The organism is Halalkalibacter kiskunsagensis (assembly GCF_037027555.1).
Taxonomy (GTDB): Bacteria; Bacillota; Bacilli; order Bacillales; family Bacillaceae_D; genus Halalkalibacter; species Halalkalibacter kiskunsagensis.
This window is the reverse complement of record NZ_JAXBLX010000005.1, coordinates 101,306-126,280: the sequence shown is the minus strand read 5'-3', so window position 1 is coordinate 126,280 and position 24,975 is coordinate 101,306. Positions and strand designations below refer to the sequence as shown.

Sequence of the window (24,975 nt, the reverse complement as noted above, 5' to 3'; positions counted from 1 at the left end):
GGCTTCGCACGTTGCGCCCCTTTAGGAGAAAGGCATTCCTAAAGGCTTAAAACATAGCTACGGTTTCGCTCATTGCTTCTGAAAAAGATCGCTCTGCGATCTTTTTCTTATTTATTTTTCTGTATCAGCAAAAGTTTTGATACGGTCGCCGATCTCGTCACGAACACGTTGGAAGAACGCCCACTTTTCTTCGTCCGTTCCTTCCGCTTTTGCTGGGTCATCAAAGCCCCAATGTTCACGCTCTTTATTTGGCGGTGTCGCTGGGCAGACGTCGTTTGCGTGGCCACAAAGAGTCACAACTAAATCTGCTTTTTTCAAAATTTCTTGATCAATTGTATCAGATGTTTGATTTGATATATCAACGTCTACTTCTGCCATTGCTTTTACCGCGTTTGGATTCACACCATGAGCTTCAATTCCGGCTGAGTATACGTCATATTTGTCTCCAAGGTATTTCTTTCCCCACCCTTCAGCCATTTGGCTACGGCAAGAGTTTCCTGTACATAGAAAATAAATAATTGGTTTTGTTTGAGTCATGTTCATTGTCTCCTTAGATTTTAATTATTGATTGGTAGCCGAATGTGCCGGGAACCAGTGTCTCGTGTTATTGGCGATTCTAACTAAGAAAAGCATAAGTGGTACTTCTACTAAAATACCGACAACTGTAGCTAATGCTGCACCAGAATGAAGTCCAAATAAGCCAATGGCAACAGCTACGGCAAGTTCAAAGAAATTACTTGTTCCGATCATGGCTGCTGGAGCTGCAACACTATGATTCACTCTCCAATACTTTGCCCAGAAGTATGCAATAGCAAAGATAAAGAAGGTCTGTATTGTTAATGGAATCGCGATTAAGACGATATGAAGAGGATTACTCATAATTACATCCCCTTGGAATGAAAATAAAATGATCAGTGTTAATAAAAGTCCGACAATCGTAAATTTACCAATTGTTTTTAAATAGACATTTTCAAACCATTCCTTCCCCTTCTTTTTAATAATCAATACTCTTGACAAATACCCGGCAATTAAAGGGATTAAAACGTAAAGAACAATTGAGAGTATGACCGTATCAAACGGAACACTTACATTTCCAACTCTCAGAAGTAACATAACAATCGGTGCATACAAAACTAATAAAATCAAATTATTTATTGCCACTTGGACAAGAGTGTATCCAGCATCACCTTTTGTTAAGTAACTCCACACAAATACCATTGCCGTACAAGGCGCCGCTCCAAGCAAGACAGCTCCAGCAATATACTCTGTAGCTAAATCAGCAGGAAGAATTCCTCCAAAGATAACTTTTAAAAACAACCAAGCAAAAAAGAACATTGTAAAAGGCTTAATTAACCAGTTCACGATAATGGTGATCACTAAACCTTTTGGTTTCTTTCCTGCATTGACAATTGAACTAAAATCAACTTGAGTCATCATTGGATAAATCATTAACCAAATTAGTATTGCCACTGGAATTGATACTTGGGCATATTCAAACCTCGATAATGTTTCGGGAATAACAGGAAGAAACTGTCCAATTGCAACCCCAATGATAATACAGATAATAACCCAAAATGTTAAATATCGTTCAAAAAAACCGATACCTTTTCCACTTTCATTACTCATTCTCTTACCCCTCCTCTAATCACAACTTACACGCAAGCCGCGTTGTTCCAATTCAATGAGCTTGCTTCTCTGATCAGGAAGATGTACAAGAAGCGTTTGAACCATTGGATACGCTTCATGTGACGTATTAATACGGTAGAAGATCCACTGACCACGTCTTGTTTCTTCAACAAGACCGACGTCTCTTAATTTCCGTAAATGTTGGCTAACAGAAGGTTGGCTCATTTGAAATAACTCGACAAACTCACAAACACAACATTCGTCTTCTGAGAGCATCGCTACCATGCCTAAACGTGTCTTATCCCCTAGCAGTTTTAATATTTTTGAAGCTGTTTCTATTTCAACTAAAGAAATGGTACCGCTCATCGAATTCAGTCCTTTCTACATTTGAACTCATTATATAAACATATGCTTATATACGCAAGTGATTTTATGTAAAGATAAAGTAAAGGATAAGTAAAGATGACTCTCTTCACTTATCCCTTTTAGTTTTTCTAATTCGTTATTACGTATTCGTTAAAAAACTGTTCAAACTCTGCATTTGTTACCGCGCCTTCAATCCGCTCTACTTCAGCGCCATCTTCAAAGTGAACAATTGTTGGCGTTGAATTTAATCCGTATTTGTTCCATCCCTCTTCAAACTCACGTAAATTATATTGAACTAGGTTAATTTTAAGTTCCTCTGCGAGTGGAACAACCCTCGGGGTAGCCTCTTTACAAAATGCACAATCTGAAGCATAGAAATAAACGGTCGTTGCTTCTTCATTTGTAAGCTTCTCATCTAATTCTTCTGGTAAAATGACATTTTGGTAGTTTGGATCATTAATCAACTCAATGGTCGCTGGATGTAATTTATCTTTTCCAAATGGATTTCCTTCTGCTTTTTTCGTTTGTTGTAAATTCGACACTACAGCAAGTGCGACGAATATTAAAACGACAATGCCGCCAAATATAATTATTTTCTTCATTTACTTATTTCCCCCTAGCCAGCTTTAAAATAACGAGACTGCTTATAAAAATAATGACAAATGCCGTTAGTGCAAGAAACGGAATCGTCACAAAACCAAACCAATTAATATATTGACCTGTACAAGGAATACGACCACATGCTGGTACTGCTTGACTGAAGAAAGCAAGCTTTTGTATCGCATAATGATAGATTGATAGACAAATGCCAATAAATGAAAAAACTGCTGAGTAAAGCGCAACATTTGCATCCTTTTTTATCATTCCTATCACCAAAATGACTACGAGTGGATACATAACAATTCGCTGATACCAACAAAGCGTACACGGCTCATACAGCCTTATTTGAGAAAAGTACAATGACCCAAGTGTCGCTATTAAAGATGTTAGCCATGCAAAGATCGTAATATTTTCAATTCTCTTATTCATTGTTTGCCCTCTTCTTTGCGTTTTCTTAAATTCCAACTTCCATTATACCTAGATTAAAAAAACAAAGCTACTAATTCCCTTTGACAATATAAAGAACACCACTTAATAGCAAAGTGATGTTCTCCTAAACATTCAGTTGTAACCCCGATGATGCGAGCCTAACGGTTCCTGAAAAATGCTTCGCAACCTCTGTACGCAATTGTTCATGGTTCCCAAAGTGCGGTAGATGACTTAAAAGTACCTGCGTTGGCTTCGCCTTCTTTGCTAGCTGTCCGACGTCCTCACTTGTCATATGACCAAACTGTCCAATCGAATCGCCTTCGTAGCCACTACATTCTGCTATCAAAAGATCAGCCTCTATAGCAAAATCTGCGAGTTCGGGGAAATAACTTGAATCAGCTGTGTAAACGAGTGTATTGTCTTTAGCCTGAATTCGCATGGCATAGCACGGAACTGGGTGATGGGTTTGTAAAAACGTAAATGTAAAAGGGCCAATATTTATTGGTTTCTTGTCATCATATGATTGCGCAGTCAGCAGGTCCTTGTACCCCAGCTTTAAAAACGATTGTTCATCTTGACGGTGTCCATAAATCGTTGCATTTTTCATCGCTTTGCCTAAGCCTTGGTTTATGATTCTAGCATATTGATAAATACCAACATCGGCTCGATGGTCATGATGGTAATGAGACAAAACGATTCCATTTAGATCTGTAACATCACAATACTTTTGCAATGAAGAAATGACGCCACTGCCACAGTCAAGTAACAGTTTCCACTCCCCTTCTTCAAGCAAGTAACCTGATGTTGCCTCCCCTTCTTCTGGATATCCATGCCAATATCCTATAACTGTTAGCCTCACTCTTTCTCACTCTCCCAACAAGAGGTAGGAGCAAACTCAGCCTCTTGGATCCGTTCTCGCTCACTCAATATTGCTATTTCTGTCATTAACTTCTTTTGCTCCTGTTCTGCCTCAGCATCAGAAGCACACTCTTGTAATCGCTTAATTTTCTCTTCTTCTATTTTATTCACTAGATAACACCTTCTACTTCCTGTTTCTTTCCTCTCAAAAAGGTGATGAAAAAAGAGTTACTAATAGCAACTCTCATTCTAATAAGGGTGTCTATTACTCGTTTCATCACCCAATATCCTTATCACTTATCTTCGCACAATTTATCCCTTATACATTATACACACATTTACCTTTAATAAACGTTTTTTCTACAATCGCAAGCGCAGAAAATGGAGCGTCACTCCAAATGACGAGATCTGCATCTTTTCCTTCTTCTAATGAACCAACCTGCTTTTCAATCCCTAAATGTTCGGCTGCTCGAATCGTTATCGCTCTAAAAGCAGCTTCTTCTGAAAGGCCATATTTCACAGCCGTTAACGCCGATGTGAGCAAATGGTCAATCGTTACAACAGGGTGATCAGTCGTAATAGAAAAAGGAATATCATGCTTTTCAAGTTCACCGAGCGTGTGCCATCCTTTGTTGTTTAATTCTTGCTTTGTCCGTGACGTCATTGTTGGCCCGACGGACACACGAACGTTGTGCTTTGCTATATAGGATGTAATGAGGTGGCCTTCTGTGCAATGTTCAATAGTCGCGTTAATATCAAACTCTTTTACAAGTCTCAGCAATGTTGCAATATCATCGGCTCGATGCGCGTGTGCTCGTAATGGAATTTCTTTGTTCAGCACTTTGACAAGCTGCTCCATTCCAAGATCGCGCGTCTTTACCTCTTTTGCTTCCAAACCTTTTTTATAATCTTGTGCCTTCATGAATTGCTGACGAAACAAGGAAGCAACACCCATTCTGGTGACGGGCAATTTCCCTTTCCCACCATGAACACGCTTTGGATTTTCACCAAAAGCAGCCTTCATGCCTGACGGTGATTTCACGATCATTTCATCAACGACCGTTCCATACGTTTTCACAATCGACATTTCTCCACCAATGACATTTGCACTTCCTGGCATAATTTGAACCGTCGTCACTCCTGCCATTCGTGCATCTTCAAAGCCTCGGTCAAACGGATTGATTCCATCGATTGCACGGATATACGGCGTTACAGCATCGGTAGTTTCATTAAAGTCATGTCCAGCCTGACCTAATCCTTCTGAAAATACTCCTAAATGGGTATGTACATCAATTAACCCGGGAGTTACATACTTTCCAGTAACATCCATAATTTCTGCTTCAGCAGGGATCGTAATGTCTTTTCCTACTCCAATTATTTTCCCGTTATTAACAAGAACCTTTGCTCCTCGTAAAGTTTCTCCAGTTCCAACCCAAACGGTGCCATTTACAAAAGCCTTCATCAGATCAGTCACCTTCCCCCCTATTATTTCGCAAAACGAATCAGTTATAGTAACTATACTATTTTTTGTTGAAAGTGAAAAGGAAAAGCAGACACATAGGCTAGGGGATTTTCGCTGATATCTTCTGAAAATTCTCTGTTAAAAATTGATTTCCGGTGATATTTTTCGATTTCCACTGATAAAATTCGACTTTCGCTGTTATTTCTAAAAATTCGCGATTAAATTTTCTCTAGAGGTTGTCTGCTGCTCTCACACTTTTGCTAGAATCAACAAAAAAGCTCTCTATCAGCAACATGCTGCTAGAGAGCTTTTTCAATTATGCAGGGTATACGCTCACTTGTTTGCGGTCGCGACCAACGCGCTCGTATTTCACAACGCCGTCTACTTTCGCAAATAGTGTATCGTCTCCACCTTTACCTACGTTCACACCAGGATATACGCGTGTTCCGCGTTGGCGTACTAGGATAGAACCGCCTGTTACAGCTTGACCGTCAGCACGCTTAGCGCCTAAACGCTTAGATTGTGAGTCACGTCCGTTCTTTGTACTACCTACCCCTTTTTTCGATGCGAAAAATTGAAGGTTCATTTTTAACATGGAATTCACCTCCCGATATTATCGTTGATTTGAATATAACGGCTGTATTCTTCAGCTATTGATTGGAGAGACACTATCATGCCCTCAAGAAGAAGCTGCACCTTCTCAAGTGTTACGTTATCCAAACCGTTTGGAACATAACAGCGGAGAAAGCCGCCTTCCTCTTCCATCATTACTTCAAGCTCTACTTGACAAAGCACAGCAATGGCATTGACAGACCCAAAAGAGACAGCTGAAGCACCAGCACAAACGAGGTCATGACCATGCGGACCAGAGTCTGCATGTCCACTCATCGTAAAAGAGACAATGTCACTCATGTCGTTTCGAGAAATCTCAACCGTAATCATTTGATTAGCCGTTAATCTTTTCGATTACCACTTTCGTGTAAGGTTGACGATGACCTTGCTTACGACGGTAGTTTTTCTTAGCTTTCATTTTCCAAACGATGATTTTCTTTTGACGACCGTGTTTTTCAACTTTAGCCGTTACTGTTGCGCCCTCTACAAATGGAGCCCCAACTTTCACTTCATCGCCACCTACGAATAAAACGTTATCGAAGCTAACTGTTTCACCAGCTTCTGCGTCTAATTTTTCGATGTAAACTTCTTGGCCTTCTTGAACCTTGATTTGCTTACCACCAGTTTCAATAATTGCGTACATACTTGCACCTCCTCATATACTCAGACTCGCCATCCCAGGTAGGCTAAAAACCTTTATAAAACCTGCTCTGTGCGGTTATAGTTGTTTGGGTGCGACCAAATAACTAACAAGCGATATTGTAGCATATTTTCTTTAATTGTGTCAACGTGTTTATTTCGCTTTTAACCGCTCAAGCTGCGCAATCGCTTCGGTGAAACTCCCTATATAACGAATCGCAAAACTCTCTTCGTTTAACGTCTTATTCGGATAAACGAGAATTCGAAATCCTAATGTATCTTCTAACCGTTTTAAGTGTTCTCCCTTTTGCCCAAATAACACCGGTGCCACAGTAGAGGGCAATTCAAGCACGATGGCTTCTTCTGCCATGCCTCGATGCTCCCACAGCTGACGCTCAATTTTAAATGCTTGTGCTTCATTTGAGAGAACGACCCCCGTTCCAGCACATGTCGGGCACGTTTTTGATAAGCTTGCTTGAAGGTTTTGCCTGATTTTTTTCCTTGTCATTTCAAGTAACCCTAGACCCGTTATTCCTAATACATTTGTTTTCGTCCGGTCATACTTTAGCTCTTTTTCAAATATAGCTTGAACATGCTCCCGGTCTTGTTCACGCTTCATATCGATAAAATCAATGACAATGATGCCCGAAATATCTCGTAATCGAAGCTGTCTTGCGATCTCTTTCGCTGCCTCACTATTTGTTTTCCGTACGGTATCATGTAAATCCGTTTTCCCTGTAAATTTCCCCGTGTTTACATCAATGACGGTAAGCGCTTCTGTTTGATCTATCATTAAATAGGCGCCATTTTTCAACCATATTTGTCTACGTAGTGCTCGCTCAAGCTCTTTTTCAATTCCATATGCCGAAAAGATGTTTTCTTTATCACGATACAATGTAAGTGAGCTTTGTAACTGTGGAAATGGCTCTAACAGTTCTTTCAACAATTTGTATTCATCTAGTTGATCAACGACGATTTCATCGATTTCAGCATACGAAAAATCTCGTACGATTCGCTCGATCACACCAGAGTCTTGATGAATTAATGCTGGAGCTTTCTCGTTTTTTCCTTCTTTCCAAATCTCTCTCCATAATGTCCGTAAAAATTGAAGCTCTTGGATAATGACTTCAGGAGCTTGTCCTTCGCATGAGGTACGGATAATAAGTCCTTCCTTTTCCTCTATTACCTTTTCTCCAAGCTCTCGCCAGCGTTCGCGCTCGCTTTCTTTTGAAAAGCGACGCGATACACCGACATAATCCCCTTCTGGCATATAGACAAGAAACCGACCTGGAAACGAAACAACGCCTGTTAGGCGAGGGCCTTTTGATCCAAATCCCTCTTTCGTCACTTGTACTAATAATTCCTCGCCCTTTTTCACGAATTTAGATATGCTTTGTTCTTTTTTCGTTTCTTCATCTTCCTCTGATAAATGAAACGAGAGTAAATCATCACGATAGAGAAAGCCATTTTTTTCGCGGCCGATATCAACAAACGCTGCCTGCATACCAGGCAACACGTTCACGACACGGCCCAGGTATACATTGCTCACAATCCGATTTTCAAGCGTTCGCTCAATCATTAGCTCCGCAACGCGACCATTTTCTACAACAGCCGCTCTTCTTTCTCTCGTCGCCATATTCAAATATATTTTCTTCAATGAGAAAAGCTCCTTTTACTTGTTTCTTTTCTCTATTGTAACAGTCTTCATTCGGTTCATGAAAGCAACTTTGATAATTCAAGGGCAGTGAATCAAGTGAGAATCGACCTTAAGATGATCGTCAAGTAAGCGAACGTTACGTTCCTACTATGAGAACCCACTCATAGCAGGCTTAGAAAATCTATAGCTTTTTTAACTCAGGTAAAAGCTGTGAAAGAGGAACATGAGGTTTTTTTTCGGTAAATAGGAGATGAAGCAGCTCTTTTTCCTCAATCGTTTGAGCTGTTCCCGTTTTCAGTTGAAATACTTTATAGAAATGATAATGTCCTCTTTTGATTTGTTTCATTGCTTCTTTTAACGGCATAGAATCACGTATCGATAGAGATGATTGTTTTACATGCTGTTTGTCATTAAACGACCTTCGCGCCATAAGAAAGCGCATGAAACGATAATGTCGTTGCTTCCATTCTAAATAGTTCATGAGTCCGAGAAAAGAAAGAATCACCCATAAATTTAAGTGATAAGGAAACCAAATGACACTTATGGAAATTAAGATAAGTAGCACACTAATTGACGCCCACCTTGAATACCGAAGCGCTTGTACATAAGGAAAGCGGTAAGTACACCACAATTGTACAAGACGCCCCCCATCAAGAGGTAAAATGGGAATCAAATTAAACAAAAGAATCATAAGATTGTGCCAGACAAAAAGACGATGATCGGTAGCCGTCCAAAATGAGAAGTGAACGAAACAGTAGGACAAAAGAATCATCCAAATATGTTGAAGCGGTCCTGCTATAATAACAATCAATTCTTCATGAAATGGCCGATTTCCTGCATCTTCTACCTCTGCTACACCGCCAAAGGGCAATAGCTCAATTTTATGAATACGCCATTTATAGTAATGCGCAGCCAACGCATGCCCCATTTCATGTATAAAAACGATGAGAAAAATCATCAGTACTTCTCGGAAATACCCTGTTAAGACACCAATCCCGACAACAAACCAAAATAGTGGGTTTACTTTAATCTTAGATGTGATTTCTTTCATATTAATCAAATGAAATAACTTCACTAGGATTGATATACTGATCATCTTTCTTCAGGGCAAAATAATAAATTCCTTTTCCAGCCTCTGCATTTGTCGAGACTGTTCCAATGACAAAGCCTGCTTTGATATAGTCATACAAATTCACTTCCACTTTATCAAGCATTCCATAAAGAGATTCTGTGCCATCATAATGTTTAACAGTCACTGTTCTCCCAAGATTATCTTCACTCTCATCCCTACCTACTTTCGTTACTTGGCCACCTTTGACAGCTTCAACTTCTGCATCCATCCCCGTTTCAACGAGGATTCCTTTTCCGTTATGTTCAAAATCTTGACTAATCGTACCTGATGCAGGAAGTGCATAAGCCATTTCGACTTGTTCATTCGGATCACCTTGAGCAATGTCTTGATTCATTGGGATAAGAGCAAGTGGACGCCCAAACTGATTTTCATACCAATTTGCAACGGCAGTAAACTGAAACTCCTGTTCATATGAATCCTTTACAAACTGCTTGACTCCTTCTGCCTGTGGAACCGAAGACTGAAAAAGAATCGCCATCATTAAAAATAGACAAATCGCAGCCATTACTCGAAATAAAAAGAAATCACCTTTTTTCACTTGAGGTAGCGCACTGTTGTTTGAACTCGGTGGGACATAGAAATCTGGTTCTTCTCTTGCATCCTCATGACGATTCATGAGCATCGGCACCGTACGTTCACGTTGCTTCACATTTTGATTGATTTGCCGCCTTCTAGAGTCCAACTTCCTCCGAACTTTATTAAGATCCTTTGACATACGCTCCCCCATCCTTTTTTTACGAACTTATTTACTTAAACTATATGACTTGTCCGTTTTCGATATGACATAATAGAAAAGGTAATTCAAAAAGGGCGACCTTTCCCTTTTTGAATTACCTCGAAGCAATGTGCGCAGCCGATGCCTTCTCTTAAGCATTTAGGAGTGGGGTTCTCCTAAATGCGCGCAGCGTGCGGAGCCATTGCCACTTCCTCGAGAATTCAAAAAGGGCGACCTTTCCCTTTTTGAATTACCTCGAAGCAATGTGCGCAGCCGATGCCTTCTCTTAAGCATTTAGGAGTGGGGTTCTCCTAAATGCGCGCAGCGTGCGGAGCCATTGCCACTTCCTCGAGACTTCAAAAAGGGCGACCTTTCCCTTTTTGAATTACCTCGAAGCAATGTGCGCAGCCGATGCCTTCTCTTAAGCATTTAGGAATGGAGTTCTCCTAAATGCACGCAGCGTGCGGAGCCATTGCCACTTCCTCGAGGAACTGCTTAGAAATGAACTTTTTAACAACTTATCATGATAGGGAGATTTTCAATTCAGATGAGAGGAGCTAAACAAATGAACAAACGCAAACTCGGACACTCTGATTTATATGTAAGCGAGATTGGTCTCGGTTGTATGAGTATTGGTACGGATACAAATGAGGCGAAGAGGATTATTGAAACAGCCTTAGATAACGGCATTAACTACTTAGACACAGCCGATTTATATGACCAAGGCTTAAATGAAGAAATTATCGGAGGTGTCATAAAAGGAAAGCGCCAAGACATTGTATTAGCGACAAAGGCAGGCAATCGCTTTGAAAAAGGCAAGCAAGGCTGGAGCTGGGATCCTTCGAAATCCCATATTAAACATGCAGTGAAAGATAGTTTATCCCGCTTACAGACCGATTATATTGACCTGTATCAGCTTCATGGAGGAACGACTCGGGATAATATAGATGAAACAATTGAAGCATTTGATGAGTTAAAGCAAGAAGGATTGATTCGTCATTATGGCATTTCCTCGATTCGCCCAAATGTTATTCGCGAATATACAAAACGTTCACAGATTGTTAGTGTGATGATGCAATATAGTTTGCTTGATCGTCGCCCAGAAGAATGGTTTTCTTTGTTAGAAGAGCATCAAGTGAGCGTTGTAGCAAGAGGTCCCGTTGCAAAAGGATTGCTGACTACCAGAGCTCTTGAAAAAACTTCTGATTCAATAAAAGAAAAAGGCTATCTTACTTATTCCTATAAAGATCTAGGCGCCCTCAGGTCATCATTTGATGCAGAGTTCTTGCAAGGACGTCCACTACAAGCGGTCGCGCTTAATTACTGTCTTGCTTCTCCAGTTGTTGCATCTGTTGTCACAGGCGCAACCAGCCCGGAGCAAGTCATTGAAAATAGCAAAGCAATTGAGTCGTATAAGCTAACTACGGAAGAAGTAGACTGGTTGAAGCACGAAACAAAGACAGCGGTTTATGAACAGCATCGGTAGGACTGGAAATGCCCAAAGGGGAACCACCTTTTGGGCACTCTCCATTCATCGTTTTGAATATCTTATCTATCAATTTAGCTTATTATCTGCTATTTTTGAATTACATCTGCTTTTTCACCTATTGATTTCCTATTTCAAACCACAACATAAAAAAAGACTGCTTGAGTCCCTCCCAAAAACAGTCTTTCCATCACGTTATTATGCTTATACTCGCACTTTGTCCATAAGTATTTCTTTCATCACCGAGCATAGTTCTGGTAAAATAATTCGATCCATTGCAAGTTGAATCGCACCTGTTGGACGCGGCATTGAGAAAATTGCCTTGCCATCGCGTACACCAGCAATCGCACGACTTAAAATCGCGGCTGTGCCGATTTCTTCTTTAAAACTTAAATGGCGAAAAAGCTCGCCAAACCCTGGCATTTCTTTATCTAAACTATCTCGAACTGCTTCATGTGTCGTATCATGAAGAGCAATCCCGGTTCCACCTGTAATTAATATTGCGTCAACATCTGCACGAATCGCAGCAATTTTAATCCAGTGTTGAATTAAACTGTATTCGGCATTAATAATTTGATATTCAGAAACAATGTGTCCTTTTTCTTCTAACATTGATCTGATAAGTGCTCCACCGTCATCATTCTCGTATGAACATGAATCTGTAACCGTCAACACCATACAACGAATGCTCTTTGTAGTTTCTTCCAAATGTTCTTCCATCATCGTCATGTATTATTGGCCTCCTATTTTTTAAAAACCACATTCTCGGAAACTATAATAACATGCCTTCTTTCCTCTGTTACCGAACTCTGCCAAATAATTGCTACGACGCTCAGAAAGTGAATGATAAGAAGCGTTCCCCTCCTCACCCCGGCTCAAGCATCGTATCCGAACATAATCATCGATAATGACAAAATTTGAACTTTCAGCATTTCACAAATATTCACTTAACGTTCATCAGAATCCTGCTTTAAACAAAAAAAGCAAGGGCCTTGTCCTGCTCCCTTACTCTTGTATCATCATTTTTTATCGCACACTAAAAAACTGCTTAATTTTAGCGAACATGCCTCTTTGTTCATCGAGTGACATGAGTGGCACCGTTTCACCAAGAATGCGGCGAGCAATATTTCGATAAGCAATTGATGCTTTGCTCGTTGTGTGAAGAGCGATCGGTTCGCCTTTATTGGAATGCTTAATGACCTCTTCATCATCGACAACAATCCCAATAAGATCGATTGCCAGTCGCTCAGCAATCTCATCAACATCGAGCATATCTCCATTTTTCATCATGTGACCACGAATACGATTCACAATTAATTTAGGAGACTCGATATCTTGTTGTTCAAGTAAGCCTATGATTCGGTCTGCATCACGCACAGCAGAAACCTCAGGTGTTGTAACAACAATCGCGCGATCTGCTCCTGCTATCGCATTTTTAAACCCTTGTTCTATTCCTGCAGGACAGTCAATGATGACATAGTCATATTCCTGCTTTAGTTCATCGATGATTACTTTCATTTGCTCTGGTTCTACAGAAGTCTTATCTTTCGTTTGTGCAGCTGGTAGTAAATACATACAATCAAAGCGCTTATCTTTAATAAGAGCAGTATTTAATTTACAACGACCCTCTATCACATCAACGAGGTCATAAATAATCCGATTCTCAAGACCCATGACAACATCAAGATTGCGGAGTCCGATGTCTGTATCCACTAAGCAAATTTTCTTCCCCGAAAGCGCAAGGGCAGTGCCAATATTAGCTGACGTTGTTGTTTTCCCAACGCCACCCTTTCCACTTGTAATGACGATTGCCTCTCCCACGTTGATGACCCCTTTCTAAAATATCATTCGTTAAAGAGCTGGTAAAAAGAAGATGGTTACAATGGGCTCCGCACGCTGTGCGCCTGCGGACGTAAGAAACCACTCACTAGGCAGAGGCTCCTCTCATTGCGATCTAAAGTTGTCAACAAAGTAAAACAACCTTATCGAAAACCCTCTTAAACTAGCAGCTTTGTCTCATTTTTCGCCAATTCTGGATGACTTTGAATCAATTGCTGAACTCGTCCAAGTTGAAACGAATTATCTTCATCCAAGAAAGCACTAGCCATTATCTGTTCATTTGATTTTTCTGACTCAAAATGCATGATTTCTTCAGCAATTCTTAGCTGTGAAGGGGCTAATAAAGAGGCAGAAATAACCGACCTAGCATTGCCCTCAAATCCAGCATGAGCGATTCCCCGAAGCGCGCCCATTACGTAAATGTTTCCATTTGCTATAAGCGTACCTCCAGGATTCACATCGCCAATTAACAAGACGTCTCCATTGATCTTCAGTACTTGTCCAGACCGAATGATTCGCATCAATGTCACAGTTTGTGAATCTTGACGAATTTTCTCAGATTCTTCCTTTGATAGAACACGAGATTCAAACTGATCGACAGCTAAATTACGCCCTTCTGAAATAATGTCCTCTAACTCTGCTTGCTGATGTTCTTGAAGGTAGCGATAACCCATATCAACCTTCACGGAAACATCTGGACCGTCTGCTTGCTGATAGTGCTTAGATGACAGCTTTTCAGCTAGTTCTTCAAGTAAACTCTCATAGGAGCAACTATCATCTAGTATAAAGATTAATCCCTCTTTTGTTCCTTTTATCGTCACATTTTGCTTTTTTGAAACCATAGTTGTGTTCACCTCAGCCTCACTCACCTTCGTTGCTCGCACTAGTACGGTCACCTCACCCGAGTAAAACGAGAAAACAGTGATGATACGTTAATTCAACACGACTCTCGCTAAACCCTTCTTTATGATGAGAAAGATGTAGAAAAATCACCGTATTTTTTGTCGTTTTTCTACCTTTGCCGAAGACTTGCTTGTTTTCCAACATACTGAAATAATTTCTTAACAGGAAAATATACGAGGATGGCAAATGCAATATTTAACACCAATCCCGGTAAAAAACGTTCGTAAAAAAATAAAACGGCTGACAAATCTGTTACTCCGATTAGTCGGTATAACCCAAATTGATAATACTCAAAAATAGAAACAGCCAGAGTGACAAGCAACAAATGCAGCAAAAAAGAATCTTGTACGCGTTTATATGTATAGGCAAATGCATAGCCTATGAACCCAAAACCAAACATATACACACCAAGTAGCTGAGTATAGACGATATCATATACAAGTCCTAAAATAAGGCCATATATTATGCTACTATAACGACCAGAATGAATGCCAATAAAGACGAGCATGACAACAATAAAACGTGGCACAAGTGTTACATCAATATCATGCTGATAAGGTGTGATCAATTGAAAAAGCGTTCCTTCTATAACCAACAAGAAAAAGACGACTGCAGGAATATAGAAGCGACTCACGATGTTTCCTCCTCAAGCAATTCTGGATCCATAGTTGTACTCGTACGCTCAATAATATACACATAATCTAATGCATAAAAATCAGCTGCTGGTTCAATAAAAGCATTTTGAGTTAATCCGTATTCATCCGGTTCAACACGAACGACTTCACCGATTAGCAAGCCACTTGGATACACGCCACCTTTACCAGAAGTTGTCACCATTTGACCTTCTTCAATTTCTGCCTCAAAGTCAATTTTTCTCATAATTAGCAAGCCAGCATCCTCATCATAGCCTTCGATAAAGCCATACTCTGGCTGATCCATTGTGATCATTGCCGATACTCTGTTAGTACGATCATTGTCAGATAGAAGCTGAATTCTAGATGAAAATTCACTCACTTGCTTCACCTTTCCAATTAACCCACCTTTTGAATCGATGACACCCATATTGGGCTCAATTCCATCATCAGACCCTTTGTTTAAACCAATATACTCTGTCCAGCGATCAGGACTTCTTTGAATAACAACCGCTGATCTCATTAAATAATCGTGCAAACTTTCTTCTAACTCGAGCATGTCTTTTAGCGTATTGTTCTCATTCCGAAGCAAACTTCGCTCAACTGAAATTTGCGCATATTCATCTAGTCTTGCTTTAAGCACTTTATTTTCCTCATAGATATGCTGGATATCTCGAACATTTTCAAAGAAACCCGCTACAGCGTATGCGGGTTTCGTAAAAATGGTTTGCACCCATCCAACAGCATCTCTGATGACTTGTTCTGGTCCCGTGATTTGTTCACGATCTGAACGAGAATAACCAATCAAGGCGACCAAAATGATAATGCTGACGAGAAGAATAATTAATTTTTTATTTGAAAAAAAGGATGGCATGCCTGACACCTACTTACAATTTTCTATCCGAACGTGATGTAATTCCCGCTTTTGAGCGGAATAAGTGAAGATTTTCAAGTGCTCTTCCTGTTCCAATCGCGACACAATCTAACGGATTCTCAGCTACAAGAACAGGCATATTCGTCTCATCACTTAAGACACGATCAAGATTACGTAACAACGCTCCACCGCCTGTAAGGACGATTCCACGATCCATAATATCCGCTGCAAGCTCTGGCGGAGACTGCTCAAGCGTATTTTTCACCGCCTCAATAATCGTCGTTACCGTATCAGCGAGTGCTCCCGAAATTTCTTCCGCTGTAACTGTGATCGTCTTTGGAAGGCCCGTTAGCAAGTCGCGTCCACGGATATCCATATCATCAACGCCTTCTGGTGCACCAGCCGAGCCAACTTCTAGCTTAAGCGCTTCAGACGTTCTTTCCCCGATCATTAAGTTATACTTTTTCTTAATGTATTGAATGATTGCCTCATCCATCTCATCACCAGCAACACGAATCGACTGGCTCGTAACAATCCCACCAAGTGAAATAATCGCAACTTCAGTCGTCCCACCACCGATGTCCACAACCATGCTTCCCGTCGGTTCCCATACAGGTAGGTCGGCACCAATCGCTGCAGCGAAGGGCTCTTCTAATGTATAAGCCTCTTTTGCTCCAGCTTGCTTTGTTGCGTCTTCAACTGCACGTTTTTCAACTGCTGTAATGCCAGACGGTACACATACCATTACCGACGGTTTACGCGTGAAAATCGAACGGTTTTTTAATGCCTGTTGAATAAAATACTTTAACATCGTTGCTGTTGTATCAAAATCAGCAATGACCCCATCTCTCATTGGACGAACGGCAACAATGTTACCAGGCGTACGTCCAATCATGTTCTTTGCATCGTTTCCTACTGCTTCAATTGACCCTGTATCTGTTCTAAGCGCTACTACGGATGGTTCACGAACGACAATGCCCTTGCTCTTCACGTAAACAAGCGTGTTTGCTGTTCCTAAATCAATTCCTATATCTTTTGAGAACCCACCAAACATCTATGTATCTCCCTTCATACAAATCCGAAATCATAACCTTCATTATAACGAATAATCATTAAAAAAAATAGCCTTAAGTTCCCCAACTTTTGACGAATTGCAAAGAATTGACCAAACTTCTCGAAATAAGTAGCAAATAGGCCCACACACACCTAGGATTCCGTACGAGCATCTACCTCTCTTCTTTCTCTTTCCAAACAAAAAAGGCAACAAACTCATGTTACCAAACTCGAGAAGGCTTCGCTATCCTCAATTTGTCTTTCGCTAATCACAAAGTGTGCCGCCCATATTATATGACATATCCTTGCTCCTTTAGACTGACAAATTTACGATCACCAATAATAACATGATCGAGAAGCTCGATTCCGAGTACTTTTCCAGACTCTGATAATCGTTTCGTCACTTCAATATCTTCGCGGCTCGGCGTCGGATCACCACTTGGATGGTTATGCAAGCAAATAATCGAAGCGGCTGAACGGCGAAATGCTTCTTTGTACACTTCGCGAGGATGGACGATGCTCGCATTTAAACTGCCAATAAAAATTGTCTTTCGTAAAATGACATGATTTTTTGTGTCGAGGTATAAACAATCGAAATGTTCCTGCTTCAGAAAGCGCATATCTTCCATTACGTAATTGGATACATCTTCTGGAGAACGAATGACATAGCGCTCATCAGGTAGCAAGCAGTGAATTCGTCTCCCAAGCTCAATCGCAGCTAGAAGTTCAATCGCCTTGGCTTCCCCAATTCCATTAATCGTACATAATTCTTCAATTGCAGCATCCTTTAATAACATAAGGCCATCAAATTTTGCTAACACTTGCTGCGCGACCTGTAAGACGGATTCTTTTTTCGTCCCACTTCTAAGCAGGATTGCCAATATCTCTTGATTCGTTAAGGCACTTGCACCTTCTTTCAACAATCGTTCACGAGGTCTTTCACGTAAGGGAACATCTCGAATGAGGAATGATGAGTGCGACAAGGAAACACTCCTTTCTACTTTGTTCAATCGAGGTAGATTTTATTTACATATTTGGTGTAATGCCTAGCTTTTGCAATTCTCTCATCGTTTTCGCAATCGGTAAGCCGACTACGGCAAAGTAATCTCCAATAATTCGCTTCACTAAATACGCACCAAACCCCTGGATTCCGTAACTTCCCGCTTTATCAAACGGCTCACCACTGCGAATGTACATCGCAATATCATCATCAGATAACGAATAAAACTCAACATCCGTTTTCTCATAAAACATTTTGTTGCCTTCTTGAGAGTAAAGTGCCACACCTGTATAGACGCTATGTGTATGACCTGATAGCATTGTAAGCATCGCTTGCGCCTCTTCTTTGTCTTCTGGTTTGCCAAGAATTTCATCACCAAAGGCAACGACCGTATCTGAGCCGAGTACGATTGCTTCTTTGTTTTTTTTCCACACTTCTTCTGCTTTTTGACTAGCTAACTGTTGCACAACTTCAGCTGGAGACAGTCCCTCCTCTACTTTTTCAATGACATGACTTGTTTTAACGGAAAAGGAATAATGGGCTTGTTCGAGCAATTCTTTGCGCCTCGGGGAACCTGAGGCTAAAATGAAAGATTTCATGAAAGGAGTCACCTCTACAATAGTTTTTCTTTTTATTGTACAGGTTCGAAAATAGAATACCAAATTTTTCTTAGTGCCGCTATACATGTGTCAGGAAAACTGACGGAAGAGCTTATTGTTGCTCGTCGTTGATCAAATAATTGCCTCACTCCGGTGATTCTAAGATCAGGAGCTACTTCCTTTCGCGAAATTTAAGTTTTTTTCAGCGAGTTCGTCCATCGTCCATATATCTGTAAAAAATTAATTTTAACAGCGAAATCGAAAATATATCAGCGAAATTCTTTTTTAACAGCGAATCAGCTATTATCGCGACTTTTAGCATTTACATTGTTATTCAACATACGAAAAAAAGATGGCACAAGTTCGTTGGCCATCTTTTTTCTGTGTATTTATTGCAACACTTGAACTACTTGCTCATACTCCACGAGTGCATCTAAAAGTGCTTGCTGTGATTCCCATAATGTTTTTTCATCCATTGTTTCCACGTATGCTGAAAGCTTATCGCCAGCTAGGACTAAATTGTCTCCTACTGCTAGTGCGTGAACTTGAGCCTCTTGAGGCAGTTGTGTAAATGCTTGGTCTCTTTCCGCCTGTAAACTGTCTGTTGACTGCTCTAATTGTGCCAATCGCTCACTCGTTAACAACGACCCACCACCAAGACCATCCACTGATAATTGCAGAAGTTCCTTGTAATGTGAAATTGCTTTTGTAAACCATGCAGTCACTGGTTCAGCTTGTCCTGTCACTACTTGCCCATCCACTTGATACGATTTCAAATACGTGTCTTGCCCGTAACTATCATAAAGGGTCGCTATTTTATTAGCTTGTGCGCGGTCTCCACCAGCACCAATAAACATATAAATAGGATCAGTTCCTTTTGTTAATGTACCAGCTACGCCTTGCTCTTTCAATTGAGCAACGATTTCCTCCCCTTTCGCAAGATCAGAAAACGCTCCACCTTGGACAACTTCTAATGATAAGACTGGGAAACTCTCGACTCCGCCTTCTGAAAACGTAGGAATGGCTCCTGTTGTATTTTCTTCGACTACGACATTTGGAGTGTTTCCTGTAAAAACGGTTAACACCATAAAGCCTAAACTTAAACCAACGACAACCGCTGAAAATAAAGCGACAACTAACATTACTGGAAACTTCGGTCTGTTCACGCCATTATGTGGCTTCTTCTTGCGCTTAAAAGGTAGCTTTGGACTTTTCTCACTAAAGCCATCATCCCAATAAGGTTGTCCATTTTGAATTCTTTCTTCCTGTCGTTTTCCAAAATCTATGATGTTATCTGGTTGAGGAATGAGTTCAGTATCGTCTTCTACTACATGTTCACGGGTCGCTCCAACTTCATCTTTGCTTTTTGGATCTGAATTACTTTCATTGATTGTTTGTTTTATTCCATTTAAACGAACCGAGATTGTTTGTTTTTCTTTTTCCACAGTAGTCACTCCTCTCGTAAACCGTTCTTTACTCTATTCTATTAAAAGTGAACGGATAATAGAACGAGAGAATGCAAAAAAGAAGGAAGAAATCTCCCTTCTTTTTTGATTTGAATCAGTTATATAAAGGCGAGCGCTTCGTAATCCTTTGCCCGCACCTTTACACGCAAGTGAACGAAATGCCTTCTGCTCTAGACAATGCCAACAGCAGTTGATCCATAAGGGCATTGACAGGAAGTTGCTGTTGCAAACGGACACTTGATTTGAATCGGTCGACCTGGTCAATGTCAGGCACCCGCTCTTGCAACTCACTTAAGATTTGCCGTTCAACGTCAAGAGTTTGCAGCACTTGTTCACGCTCAGCGCGCGCTGGTGCCAGCACGTTCATCGCCAGAAAGAAAAAAAATCCGGCAATGAAGACGAGCCCAGCTATAGCAACGAGAATCGTTTGTCGAGTCCACTCGATCTTCACTTGCAATCACCTAATTTCCTTACTTCCGACTTCTTAATTTCAAGCGAAAAACTAGCAACATAGCGCGGCAACACGTCATCAGATGCTATCTCTAACTCATTTGTATTAACAATCGACAAAGTAACAGCTGATACAACATTTGATTGCTCGAGTTCATGGTGGTAAGCAGCAATTTCCTCCATTCGATCAAAGCTTGCATCAAATGACACGATCCCAGGCAAAGCATAATCAAAATTCAAATAATGCCCTCGCTCTGGAAGCAAAGTAACTAAATAATCGAGCAACAAAGACGCTGGCACAACTTGTCTTTCAACCAGTTGAACCGCTTGTTCTAAGCGCTCGTAGTCATTTCCCTCTGTTACAATTAACTGCTGATGCTTTGCCGAAAATGCTTGTTTGAATGAACGCACAAAACTGGCCACATACGGATGATCGCCACAAACAAGTAACTGACTAACTACCCCTATTCCTTGCAACACATTAAACTGATAAAAGTTCATCACTTTTTCAATTTCTCGTACTTGATCGTCAATGTAAGTAAACAAGATCTCTTCATCATCTTTCCAGACAAGAGACGATTTTGCGTAGTCTCGAGCAATGTCCCAACTCTCTTGATCTAACTCAGATGGGATCGTTCTTGAAAACACTGGATGATGTTGATGGAAAATCGTCAAATTCGTTGATGTCGTATCAATTTGTATGAGCATCGTATAGTCCACTTCATTCGTTAGCTTAAGATCATGGAACAACCGATAGGCGCTTAACGACGATAGGTCGGCCGCATTCGGCTTCAGCTTAACTTCTTCTAATAGCTCAACATAGCCATGAACCACTTTTTCACGCGAGGCAAATAAGAGCACCTCTTTTTGCCCTTCATGTAAGCCAAGCACTTTATAATCAAAGACGGGATCATCACATGGCAGCAATAAGGTCTCCCCTATATCGAGATATAGCTGCCCTTTTACTCGTCATCTGGTGTTGCAGCATCAACTTTAGCGTGCGAATAATGACTTGTCCATCCGCCACACAAAACTGAACATACTGTCGCTTTAAGTCCCACTCACTTAAACATTCTTCTAAAATCGTGAGCAGCAACTCAGCATTGACGACTTGTCCATCTTTAATCACATCCGCAGGCATATAGCGTTTTTTCCACTGCGTAAATCGCCTCAAGTTGTGGACGCTTTGAGCCAGCATAGCGAATGACATGATCTTCTATAACAAGCGCATGACGCGCTCCTTTTGACTTTGTCCAAATGTTCATGGGCATTCACCTGTGTTTCAGAATTGTATGATTTATGGGGTAGACTTGATGCTTCGTCTTGGTTTGAGGGTCAGACCCTGTGCTTCGGTTTTTGTTGTTGGGTTGGACATTTGTGCGCGTTTATTCTTATCGTAGGAATGTAGTTATATACCATTCTACTAGAATTGAACCGATAAAATAAGACGTAATTGTGCCGAGTACGATAAATGGTCCGAAGGGAATTGGCTTTTTGCGTTGGACTTTGCCAATGAACAGGCCGATCCCGCCAATGATCGCACCGTAAAAACAAGAAAAGAAAAAGGCGAGTAGCACACCTTGCCAGCCAAGCACTAGGCCTAACACGGCAAATAGCTTAATGTCTCCCCCTCCCATTCCACCGCGGCTGACGATTGCAATGGCAAGCAATAATGTAAAGCCAATTGCTGATCCAACAAACGCATCCCAAAACGGGTCAAGTGGCGCAACGGTTACGCGCATAAGGAGTAAAAGAGGAAAAAAGAACAGCAGCACTTTATCGGGAATGAGCATATAACGAAGATCACTAACAAAAATAATCGCAAGCAGCGACACGAGAAGCATCGATACGACTGTCTCCCACGTCCATCCAAATACGATGAACGAAGCAACAAACAACAAACCGGTCATCAACTCCGTAAATGGATACAAAAGCGAAATTCGCTGCTTGCACCCACGGCAACGCCCTCGTAACACAACATACGAGAACACCGGCACTAAATCAAGCACTCCTAAATCGCGATCACAAGTTGTACAATGAGACCGTGGCCGAACAATCGACTCTCCGATGGGCACACGCATCCCAACGACATTATAAAAAGAACCGAGCGTTATACCAACAAGAAAGAGATAACTATAAATAAGTACCATCATCGCTTTGTACCTTCCTTACTTAGAATCTTGAGCTTTGAGCAAATAAGCCGTGTAAGTCACTGTGTTTCCTTCTTTTGTGACAAGCACATAGGAATTGTTCGTATAGCGCCGAAAAAAACGTTCATTCTCTTCTTGATCGATCAATCCGTGCTCAAGCAATTCCGCAACCGTAATCGCTCGTGTTTCTCCATCCGCAACACTTTCTTGATAGAAGAAATCACGCTGAACGATGTCAACAAGCCGCCGCTCACTTTCCTCATCAACGACTCGACCAACCGGTACCTAGTTCGTACGTGTCTTCATTTTAAAAAAGAACCCCTGCCGCGTAATGTCCGCCAACAGAAAACAAAGCTAACGCACTACAACTAACAAAGAGCTTAAAGAAAGGGGTTTCTATTCATGTTAGTAGTCATCCTCTACCCTCATTTTCTAATTGCTCAAACAGCTGCGATCGCTTCGTATACACATCTTCGGTTGGACGAGAAACCATTTCAACATCCCTCTCTTCCTCATACGGAATTCGTAAAGGCAATGAATCATCGTGCACATCTTCCTCTTCCCGTAATGACCGCGGCAATAAGCTATCACTTTCCACTTCTTTTTTGGAGTCTTGCTCATTTTCTAACAAATACCGTGTCCGATTTTCATAGAAATCTAGTAAATCAGCGTCTTCATGTTCAGTTTCATGAGCAAGAGCACTCCATTCCTCTTTTTCTCCGCTTTCTTCTTCGACCGTTTCTCTTTTGCTGAGCTTATTGTATAATAAAGACCAACTAATGAAAAGAACGGCTTTAATAGAACTCTTGACAGAATTGCATAATTTGGAATAGCACGTAGTTCTATGGACTTATTTAGGAAAAAGACATGACCCTGCTCAACCACGGCAAGGTCATGTCTTTCTTTTGCTCAAGTACCACCTGTTTTTTTATTTGCTATACCAAAGTTCTCGAACGGCAGAAATAAAATAAAGCGATCCACATACAATTAGCATACTGTCTTCTTCTAGTGTATTTACTTCCGTTCGTAGCGCATTTGTCCAATCTGTATCATAACGTTTCGTTGCAACTGGCGCTTGCTCGCATAGAACTTTCGCATCTGCCGCACGGAAAAAATCAAAAGTTGTGAACGTAAATGATGCATTCATTTGTTCAAACGGCTTCAACAAACTATTCATATCCTTCTCTTTTGTCGCTGCCATTAACAAGCGATAACGTTTTGAAGGATAGTGTTGCGTGAGTGTTTGTGCGAGCGACTCCATTCCTTCCTTATTATGAGCACCATCAATAATGACAAGAGGTGATTCACTTAGTTGCTCGAACCTACCAATCCAAGTCGTTGCAGCTAATCCTCTACGTATTTCCTCATCAGAAATAAAATACATTTCTTTTTGTCGCAGCCACTCTAATGCCCGAATCGCAACCGAGGCATTTTCTCGTTGATGCGCTCCAGGCATTTGTATCGTAACTTGATCGAACAAATCACAATCGCTCTCATAGGCAAACTGCTGTTTATTTGCAGCAACACTTAGCAAACGTTCGTGAAAATCAACATGTATTTGAAAATAATCTGCCTGTACGCTGTTCGCCTTCGCGGCAATAATGTCACGCGCTTTTTTTTGTGAGACACCCGAAATGATCGGAATGTTCGGTTTGATAATGCCTGCTTTTTCTTTGGCTATGTGCGAAAGGGTTTCACCTAATATGTGCATATGGTCAAACCCAATCGATGTAATGACAGACAACATCGGGCTAATCACATTCGTAGAATCGAGTCTTCCCCCTAACCCAACTTCCACTAACACGATATCCGGCTTTGATAGATTGGAAAAATAATCAAAAGCAATTGTTGTGATCACTTCAAATTCAGTCGGACTGCCAAGCTCTGTTTTTGCAAGTTCTTCCACTAACGGACGAACTCGGCTGCCACATTGAACAAGTGACGCTTCATCTATTGGTGTCCCGTTAACGGAGATCCGCTCTTCAAACAATTCTATAAAGGGAGAAGTAAACGTCCCGACGTTATACCCTGCCTCTTGTAAGACATGCCTCATAAAACTAAGTGTTGATCCTTTTCCGTTCGTTCCCCCAATATGAACCGCCTTTAATTGATTCTCAGGATTACCTAATCGTTCAAGCATCCAATGCATTCGCTTTAATCCAGGCTTAATTCCAAATGGCAACAAACTGTGGATCCATTCAATCACCTCAGCACTCGTCTTCACAACCCCATCCCCTTTGCTCTCTTTCTCTAAAAATGAAGGTTGCTCCAAAAAAGGATATCCGCCTTCTTTTGAAGCAACTTTATCACTTTTAAAACCGTTGCTTTTTTATTAGCTATAGTACCATTACCTAAAAATATATCTTTCTTGCCTCTTTATGATCAAGTTTATTGAAGTGGAAAGTCTTTCTCCTCTGATTTTCATAC

General features: G+C 40.9%; 31 protein-coding genes and 1 other annotated feature. Of the genes, 1 reads left to right on the top strand and 30 read right to left on the bottom strand.

Annotated elements, in window-relative coordinates; genetic code table 11:
* Positions 1 to 111: 111 nt before the first annotated feature.
* The 14 genes from arsC to SLH51_RS04485 form a co-directional block, all read right to left on the bottom strand.
* Positions 112 to 537, bottom strand: coding sequence for an arsenate reductase (thioredoxin) (gene arsC, locus SLH51_RS04550; RefSeq protein ID WP_335959446.1), 426 nt, complete (start codon positions 535 to 537; stop codon positions 112 to 114).
* Positions 538 to 561: 24 nt separating this feature from the next.
* Positions 562 to 1,626: an ACR3 family arsenite efflux transporter gene (gene arsB, locus SLH51_RS04545; protein WP_335959444.1), complete on the bottom strand. Its 1,065-nt coding sequence runs from the start codon at positions 1,624 to 1,626 to the stop codon at positions 562 to 564.
* 15 nt (positions 1,627 to 1,641) lie between these two features.
* Positions 1,642 to 1,992: an ArsR/SmtB family transcription factor gene (locus SLH51_RS04540; RefSeq protein WP_332689460.1), complete on the bottom strand. Its 351-nt coding sequence runs from the start codon at positions 1,990 to 1,992 to the stop codon at positions 1,642 to 1,644.
* A 128-nt stretch (positions 1,993 to 2,120) separates the two neighbouring features.
* Positions 2,121 to 2,594: a thioredoxin family protein gene (locus tag SLH51_RS04535; RefSeq protein WP_335959441.1), complete on the bottom strand. Its 474-nt coding sequence runs from the start codon at positions 2,592 to 2,594 to the stop codon at positions 2,121 to 2,123.
* A gap of 4 nt (positions 2,595 to 2,598) precedes the next feature.
* Positions 2,599 to 3,021: a disulfide oxidoreductase gene (locus SLH51_RS04530; RefSeq protein ID WP_335959439.1), complete on the bottom strand. Its 423-nt coding sequence runs from the start codon at positions 3,019 to 3,021 to the stop codon at positions 2,599 to 2,601.
* Between the two features lie 124 nt (positions 3,022 to 3,145).
* Complete coding sequence (locus SLH51_RS04525; protein ID WP_335959438.1) at positions 3,146 to 3,880, bottom strand: MBL fold metallo-hydrolase; 735 nt, start codon at positions 3,878 to 3,880, stop codon at positions 3,146 to 3,148.
* Positions 3,877 to 4,050 (bottom strand): hypothetical protein, encoded by a 174-nt coding sequence (locus SLH51_RS04520; RefSeq protein WP_335959436.1) that lies wholly within the window; start codon positions 4,048 to 4,050, stop codon positions 3,877 to 3,879. The genes SLH51_RS04525 and SLH51_RS04520 overlap by 4 nt, the downstream gene beginning before the upstream one ends.
* 148 nt (positions 4,051 to 4,198) lie before the next feature.
* Positions 4,199 to 5,341: an amidohydrolase gene (locus SLH51_RS04515; RefSeq protein ID WP_335959491.1), complete on the bottom strand. Its 1,143-nt coding sequence runs from the start codon at positions 5,339 to 5,341 to the stop codon at positions 4,199 to 4,201.
* Positions 5,342 to 5,657: 316 nt separating this feature from the next.
* On the bottom strand, positions 5,658 to 5,936 hold the full coding sequence (gene rpmA / locus SLH51_RS04510) for a 50S ribosomal protein L27 (RefSeq protein WP_315613504.1): 279 nt from the start codon (positions 5,934 to 5,936) through the stop codon (positions 5,658 to 5,660).
* 5 nt (positions 5,937 to 5,941) lie between these two features.
* Positions 5,942 to 6,283: a ribosomal-processing cysteine protease Prp gene (locus SLH51_RS04505; protein ID WP_335959433.1), complete on the bottom strand. Its 342-nt coding sequence runs from the start codon at positions 6,281 to 6,283 to the stop codon at positions 5,942 to 5,944.
* Between the two features lie 4 nt (positions 6,284 to 6,287).
* Entirely contained in the window at positions 6,288 to 6,596 is a 309-nt protein-coding gene (gene rplU, locus SLH51_RS04500) for a 50S ribosomal protein L21 (protein ID WP_335959431.1), read from the bottom strand.
* 12 nt (positions 6,597 to 6,608) lie between these two features.
* Positions 6,609 to 6,683 (bottom strand) — a sequence feature (ribosomal protein L21 leader region).
* Positions 6,684 to 6,746: 63 nt separating this feature from the next.
* Entirely contained in the window at positions 6,747 to 8,249 is a 1,503-nt protein-coding gene (locus tag SLH51_RS04495) for an Rne/Rng family ribonuclease (RefSeq protein WP_335959429.1), read from the bottom strand.
* Positions 8,250 to 8,430: 181 nt separating this feature from the next.
* Positions 8,431 to 9,300, bottom strand: coding sequence for a M50 family metallopeptidase (locus SLH51_RS04490; RefSeq protein WP_335959489.1), 870 nt, complete (start codon positions 9,298 to 9,300; stop codon positions 8,431 to 8,433).
* A 1-nt stretch (position 9,301) separates the two neighbouring features.
* Positions 9,302 to 10,096: a M23 family metallopeptidase gene (locus SLH51_RS04485; RefSeq protein WP_335959427.1), complete on the bottom strand. Its 795-nt coding sequence runs from the start codon at positions 10,094 to 10,096 to the stop codon at positions 9,302 to 9,304.
* Positions 10,097 to 10,661: 565 nt separating this feature from the next.
* Between SLH51_RS04485 and SLH51_RS04480 the strand changes: the two genes are divergently transcribed.
* A complete protein-coding gene (locus SLH51_RS04480; protein WP_335959425.1) occupies positions 10,662 to 11,582 on the top strand; it encodes an aldo/keto reductase in 921 nt (306 codons plus the stop codon).
* A 204-nt stretch (positions 11,583 to 11,786) separates the two neighbouring features.
* On the opposite strand, the gene SLH51_RS04475 is transcribed toward SLH51_RS04480, so the two are convergent.
* The 16 genes from SLH51_RS04475 to SLH51_RS04400 all read right to left on the bottom strand — a co-directional run bounded on the left by SLH51_RS04475 (position 11,787) and on the right by SLH51_RS04400 (position 24,820).
* Entirely contained in the window at positions 11,787 to 12,311 is a 525-nt protein-coding gene (locus SLH51_RS04475) for a MogA/MoaB family molybdenum cofactor biosynthesis protein (protein WP_335959424.1), read from the bottom strand.
* 297 nt (positions 12,312 to 12,608) lie between these two features.
* Entirely contained in the window at positions 12,609 to 13,403 is a 795-nt protein-coding gene (gene minD / locus SLH51_RS04470; RefSeq protein ID WP_335959422.1) for a septum site-determining protein MinD, read from the bottom strand.
* Between the two features lie 176 nt (positions 13,404 to 13,579).
* Positions 13,580 to 14,305 carry a septum site-determining protein MinC gene (minC, locus tag SLH51_RS04465; RefSeq protein WP_335959420.1) on the bottom strand — a complete coding sequence of 242 codons (726 nt, stop codon included), beginning with the start codon at positions 14,303 to 14,305 and terminating at the stop codon, positions 13,580 to 13,582.
* Positions 14,306 to 14,433: 128 nt separating this feature from the next.
* Entirely contained in the window at positions 14,434 to 14,958 is a 525-nt protein-coding gene (gene mreD, locus SLH51_RS04460; RefSeq protein ID WP_335959418.1) for a rod shape-determining protein MreD, read from the bottom strand.
* Complete coding sequence (mreC, locus tag SLH51_RS04455; RefSeq protein ID WP_335959416.1) at positions 14,955 to 15,830, bottom strand: rod shape-determining protein MreC; 876 nt, start codon at positions 15,828 to 15,830, stop codon at positions 14,955 to 14,957. Before mreC ends, mreD begins: the two co-directional genes overlap by 4 nt.
* Positions 15,831 to 15,843: 13 nt before the next feature.
* The gene (locus SLH51_RS04450; RefSeq protein ID WP_335959415.1) at positions 15,844 to 16,884 is read right to left on the bottom strand and encodes a rod shape-determining protein; all 1,041 of its coding nucleotides are present in this window, start codon (positions 16,882 to 16,884) and stop codon (positions 15,844 to 15,846) included.
* Positions 16,885 to 17,173: 289 nt separating this feature from the next.
* Positions 17,174 to 17,866 carry a RadC family protein gene (radC, locus tag SLH51_RS04445; protein WP_335959414.1) on the bottom strand — a complete coding sequence of 231 codons (693 nt, stop codon included), beginning with the start codon at positions 17,864 to 17,866 and terminating at the stop codon, positions 17,174 to 17,176.
* Between the two features lie 43 nt (positions 17,867 to 17,909).
* Positions 17,910 to 18,482: a Maf family protein gene (locus SLH51_RS04440; RefSeq protein WP_335959413.1), complete on the bottom strand. Its 573-nt coding sequence runs from the start codon at positions 18,480 to 18,482 to the stop codon at positions 17,910 to 17,912.
* 389 nt (positions 18,483 to 18,871) lie between these two features.
* Complete coding sequence (locus SLH51_RS04435; RefSeq protein ID WP_335959412.1) at positions 18,872 to 19,927, bottom strand: SPOR domain-containing protein; 1,056 nt, start codon at positions 19,925 to 19,927, stop codon at positions 18,872 to 18,874.
* Positions 19,928 to 20,087: 160 nt separating this feature from the next.
* Entirely contained in the window at positions 20,088 to 20,399 is a 312-nt protein-coding gene (locus tag SLH51_RS04430; RefSeq protein ID WP_335959410.1) for a hypothetical protein, read from the bottom strand.
* Positions 20,396 to 21,325, bottom strand: coding sequence for a type IV pilus biogenesis protein PilM (gene pilM, locus SLH51_RS04425; protein WP_335959409.1), 930 nt, complete (start codon positions 21,323 to 21,325; stop codon positions 20,396 to 20,398). Before pilM ends, SLH51_RS04430 begins: the two co-directional genes overlap by 4 nt.
* Positions 21,312 to 21,539, bottom strand: a complete 228-nt coding sequence (locus SLH51_RS04420; RefSeq protein ID WP_335959408.1) for a hypothetical protein — start codon at positions 21,537 to 21,539, stop codon at positions 21,312 to 21,314. The genes pilM and SLH51_RS04420 overlap by 14 nt, the downstream gene beginning before the upstream one ends.
* On the bottom strand, positions 21,520 to 21,663 hold the full coding sequence (locus SLH51_RS04415) for a hypothetical protein (RefSeq protein ID WP_335959407.1): 144 nt from the start codon (positions 21,661 to 21,663) through the stop codon (positions 21,520 to 21,522). Before SLH51_RS04415 ends, SLH51_RS04420 begins: the two co-directional genes overlap by 20 nt.
* A 126-nt stretch (positions 21,664 to 21,789) precedes the next feature.
* Positions 21,790 to 22,551 (bottom strand): prepilin peptidase, encoded by a 762-nt coding sequence (locus tag SLH51_RS04410; protein WP_335959405.1) that lies wholly within the window; start codon positions 22,549 to 22,551, stop codon positions 21,790 to 21,792.
* A gap of 409 nt (positions 22,552 to 22,960) precedes the next feature.
* Entirely contained in the window at positions 22,961 to 23,179 is a 219-nt protein-coding gene (locus SLH51_RS04405) for a hypothetical protein (RefSeq protein WP_335959403.1), read from the bottom strand.
* 297 nt (positions 23,180 to 23,476) lie between these two features.
* Positions 23,477 to 24,820 carry a bifunctional folylpolyglutamate synthase/dihydrofolate synthase gene (locus SLH51_RS04400; RefSeq protein ID WP_335959401.1) on the bottom strand — a complete coding sequence of 448 codons (1,344 nt, stop codon included), beginning with the start codon at positions 24,818 to 24,820 and terminating at the stop codon, positions 23,477 to 23,479.
* Positions 24,821 to 24,975 lie beyond the last annotated feature (155 nt).

Bases quoted from the DNA above. Each gene is read 5' to 3' on its own strand.
- rplU (WP_335959431.1), bottom strand. From the start codon at position 6,596: ATGTACGCAATTATTGAAACTGGTGGTAAGCAAATCAAGGTTCAAGAA.
- SLH51_RS04420 (WP_335959408.1), bottom strand. From the start codon at position 21,539: ATGCCTGCGGATGTGATTAAAGATGGACAAGTCGTCAATGCTGAGTTG.
- SLH51_RS04410 (WP_335959405.1), bottom strand. From the start codon at position 22,551: ATGATGGTACTTATTTATAGTTATCTCTTTCTTGTTGGTATAACGCTC.
- SLH51_RS04475 (WP_335959424.1), bottom strand. From the start codon at position 12,311: ATGACGATGATGGAAGAACATTTGGAAGAAACTACAAAGAGCATTCGT.
- SLH51_RS04530 (WP_335959439.1), bottom strand. From the start codon at position 3,021: ATGAATAAGAGAATTGAAAATATTACGATCTTTGCATGGCTAACATCT.
- arsC (WP_335959446.1), bottom strand. From the start codon at position 537: ATGACTCAAACAAAACCAATTATTTATTTTCTATGTACAGGAAACTCT.
- SLH51_RS04480 (WP_335959425.1), top strand. From the start codon at position 10,662: ATGAACAAACGCAAACTCGGACACTCTGATTTATATGTAAGCGAGATT.
- SLH51_RS04515 (WP_335959491.1), bottom strand. From the start codon at position 5,341: ATGAAGGCTTTTGTAAATGGCACCGTTTGGGTTGGAACTGGAGAAACT.
- SLH51_RS04440 (WP_335959413.1), bottom strand. From the start codon at position 18,482: ATGAAATCTTTCATTTTAGCCTCAGGTTCCCCGAGGCGCAAAGAATTG.
- SLH51_RS04450 (WP_335959415.1), bottom strand. From the start codon at position 16,884: ATGTTTGGTGGGTTCTCAAAAGATATAGGAATTGATTTAGGAACAGCA.
- mreC (WP_335959416.1), bottom strand. From the start codon at position 15,830: ATGCCATCCTTTTTTTCAAATAAAAAATTAATTATTCTTCTCGTCAGC.
- SLH51_RS04415 (WP_335959407.1), bottom strand. From the start codon at position 21,663: ATGAACATTTGGACAAAGTCAAAAGGAGCGCGTCATGCGCTTGTTATA.
- SLH51_RS04490 (WP_335959489.1), bottom strand. From the start codon at position 9,300: ATGAAAGAAATCACATCTAAGATTAAAGTAAACCCACTATTTTGGTTT.
- SLH51_RS04540 (WP_332689460.1), bottom strand. From the start codon at position 1,992: ATGAGCGGTACCATTTCTTTAGTTGAAATAGAAACAGCTTCAAAAATA.
- rpmA (WP_315613504.1), bottom strand. From the start codon at position 5,936: ATGTTAAAAATGAACCTTCAATTTTTCGCATCGAAAAAAGGGGTAGGT.
- arsB (WP_335959444.1), bottom strand. From the start codon at position 1,626: ATGAGTAATGAAAGTGGAAAAGGTATCGGTTTTTTTGAACGATATTTA.
- SLH51_RS04485 (WP_335959427.1), bottom strand. From the start codon at position 10,096: ATGTCAAAGGATCTTAATAAAGTTCGGAGGAAGTTGGACTCTAGAAGG.
- SLH51_RS04535 (WP_335959441.1), bottom strand. From the start codon at position 2,594: ATGAAGAAAATAATTATATTTGGCGGCATTGTCGTTTTAATATTCGTC.
- SLH51_RS04505 (WP_335959433.1), bottom strand. From the start codon at position 6,283: ATGATTACGGTTGAGATTTCTCGAAACGACATGAGTGACATTGTCTCT.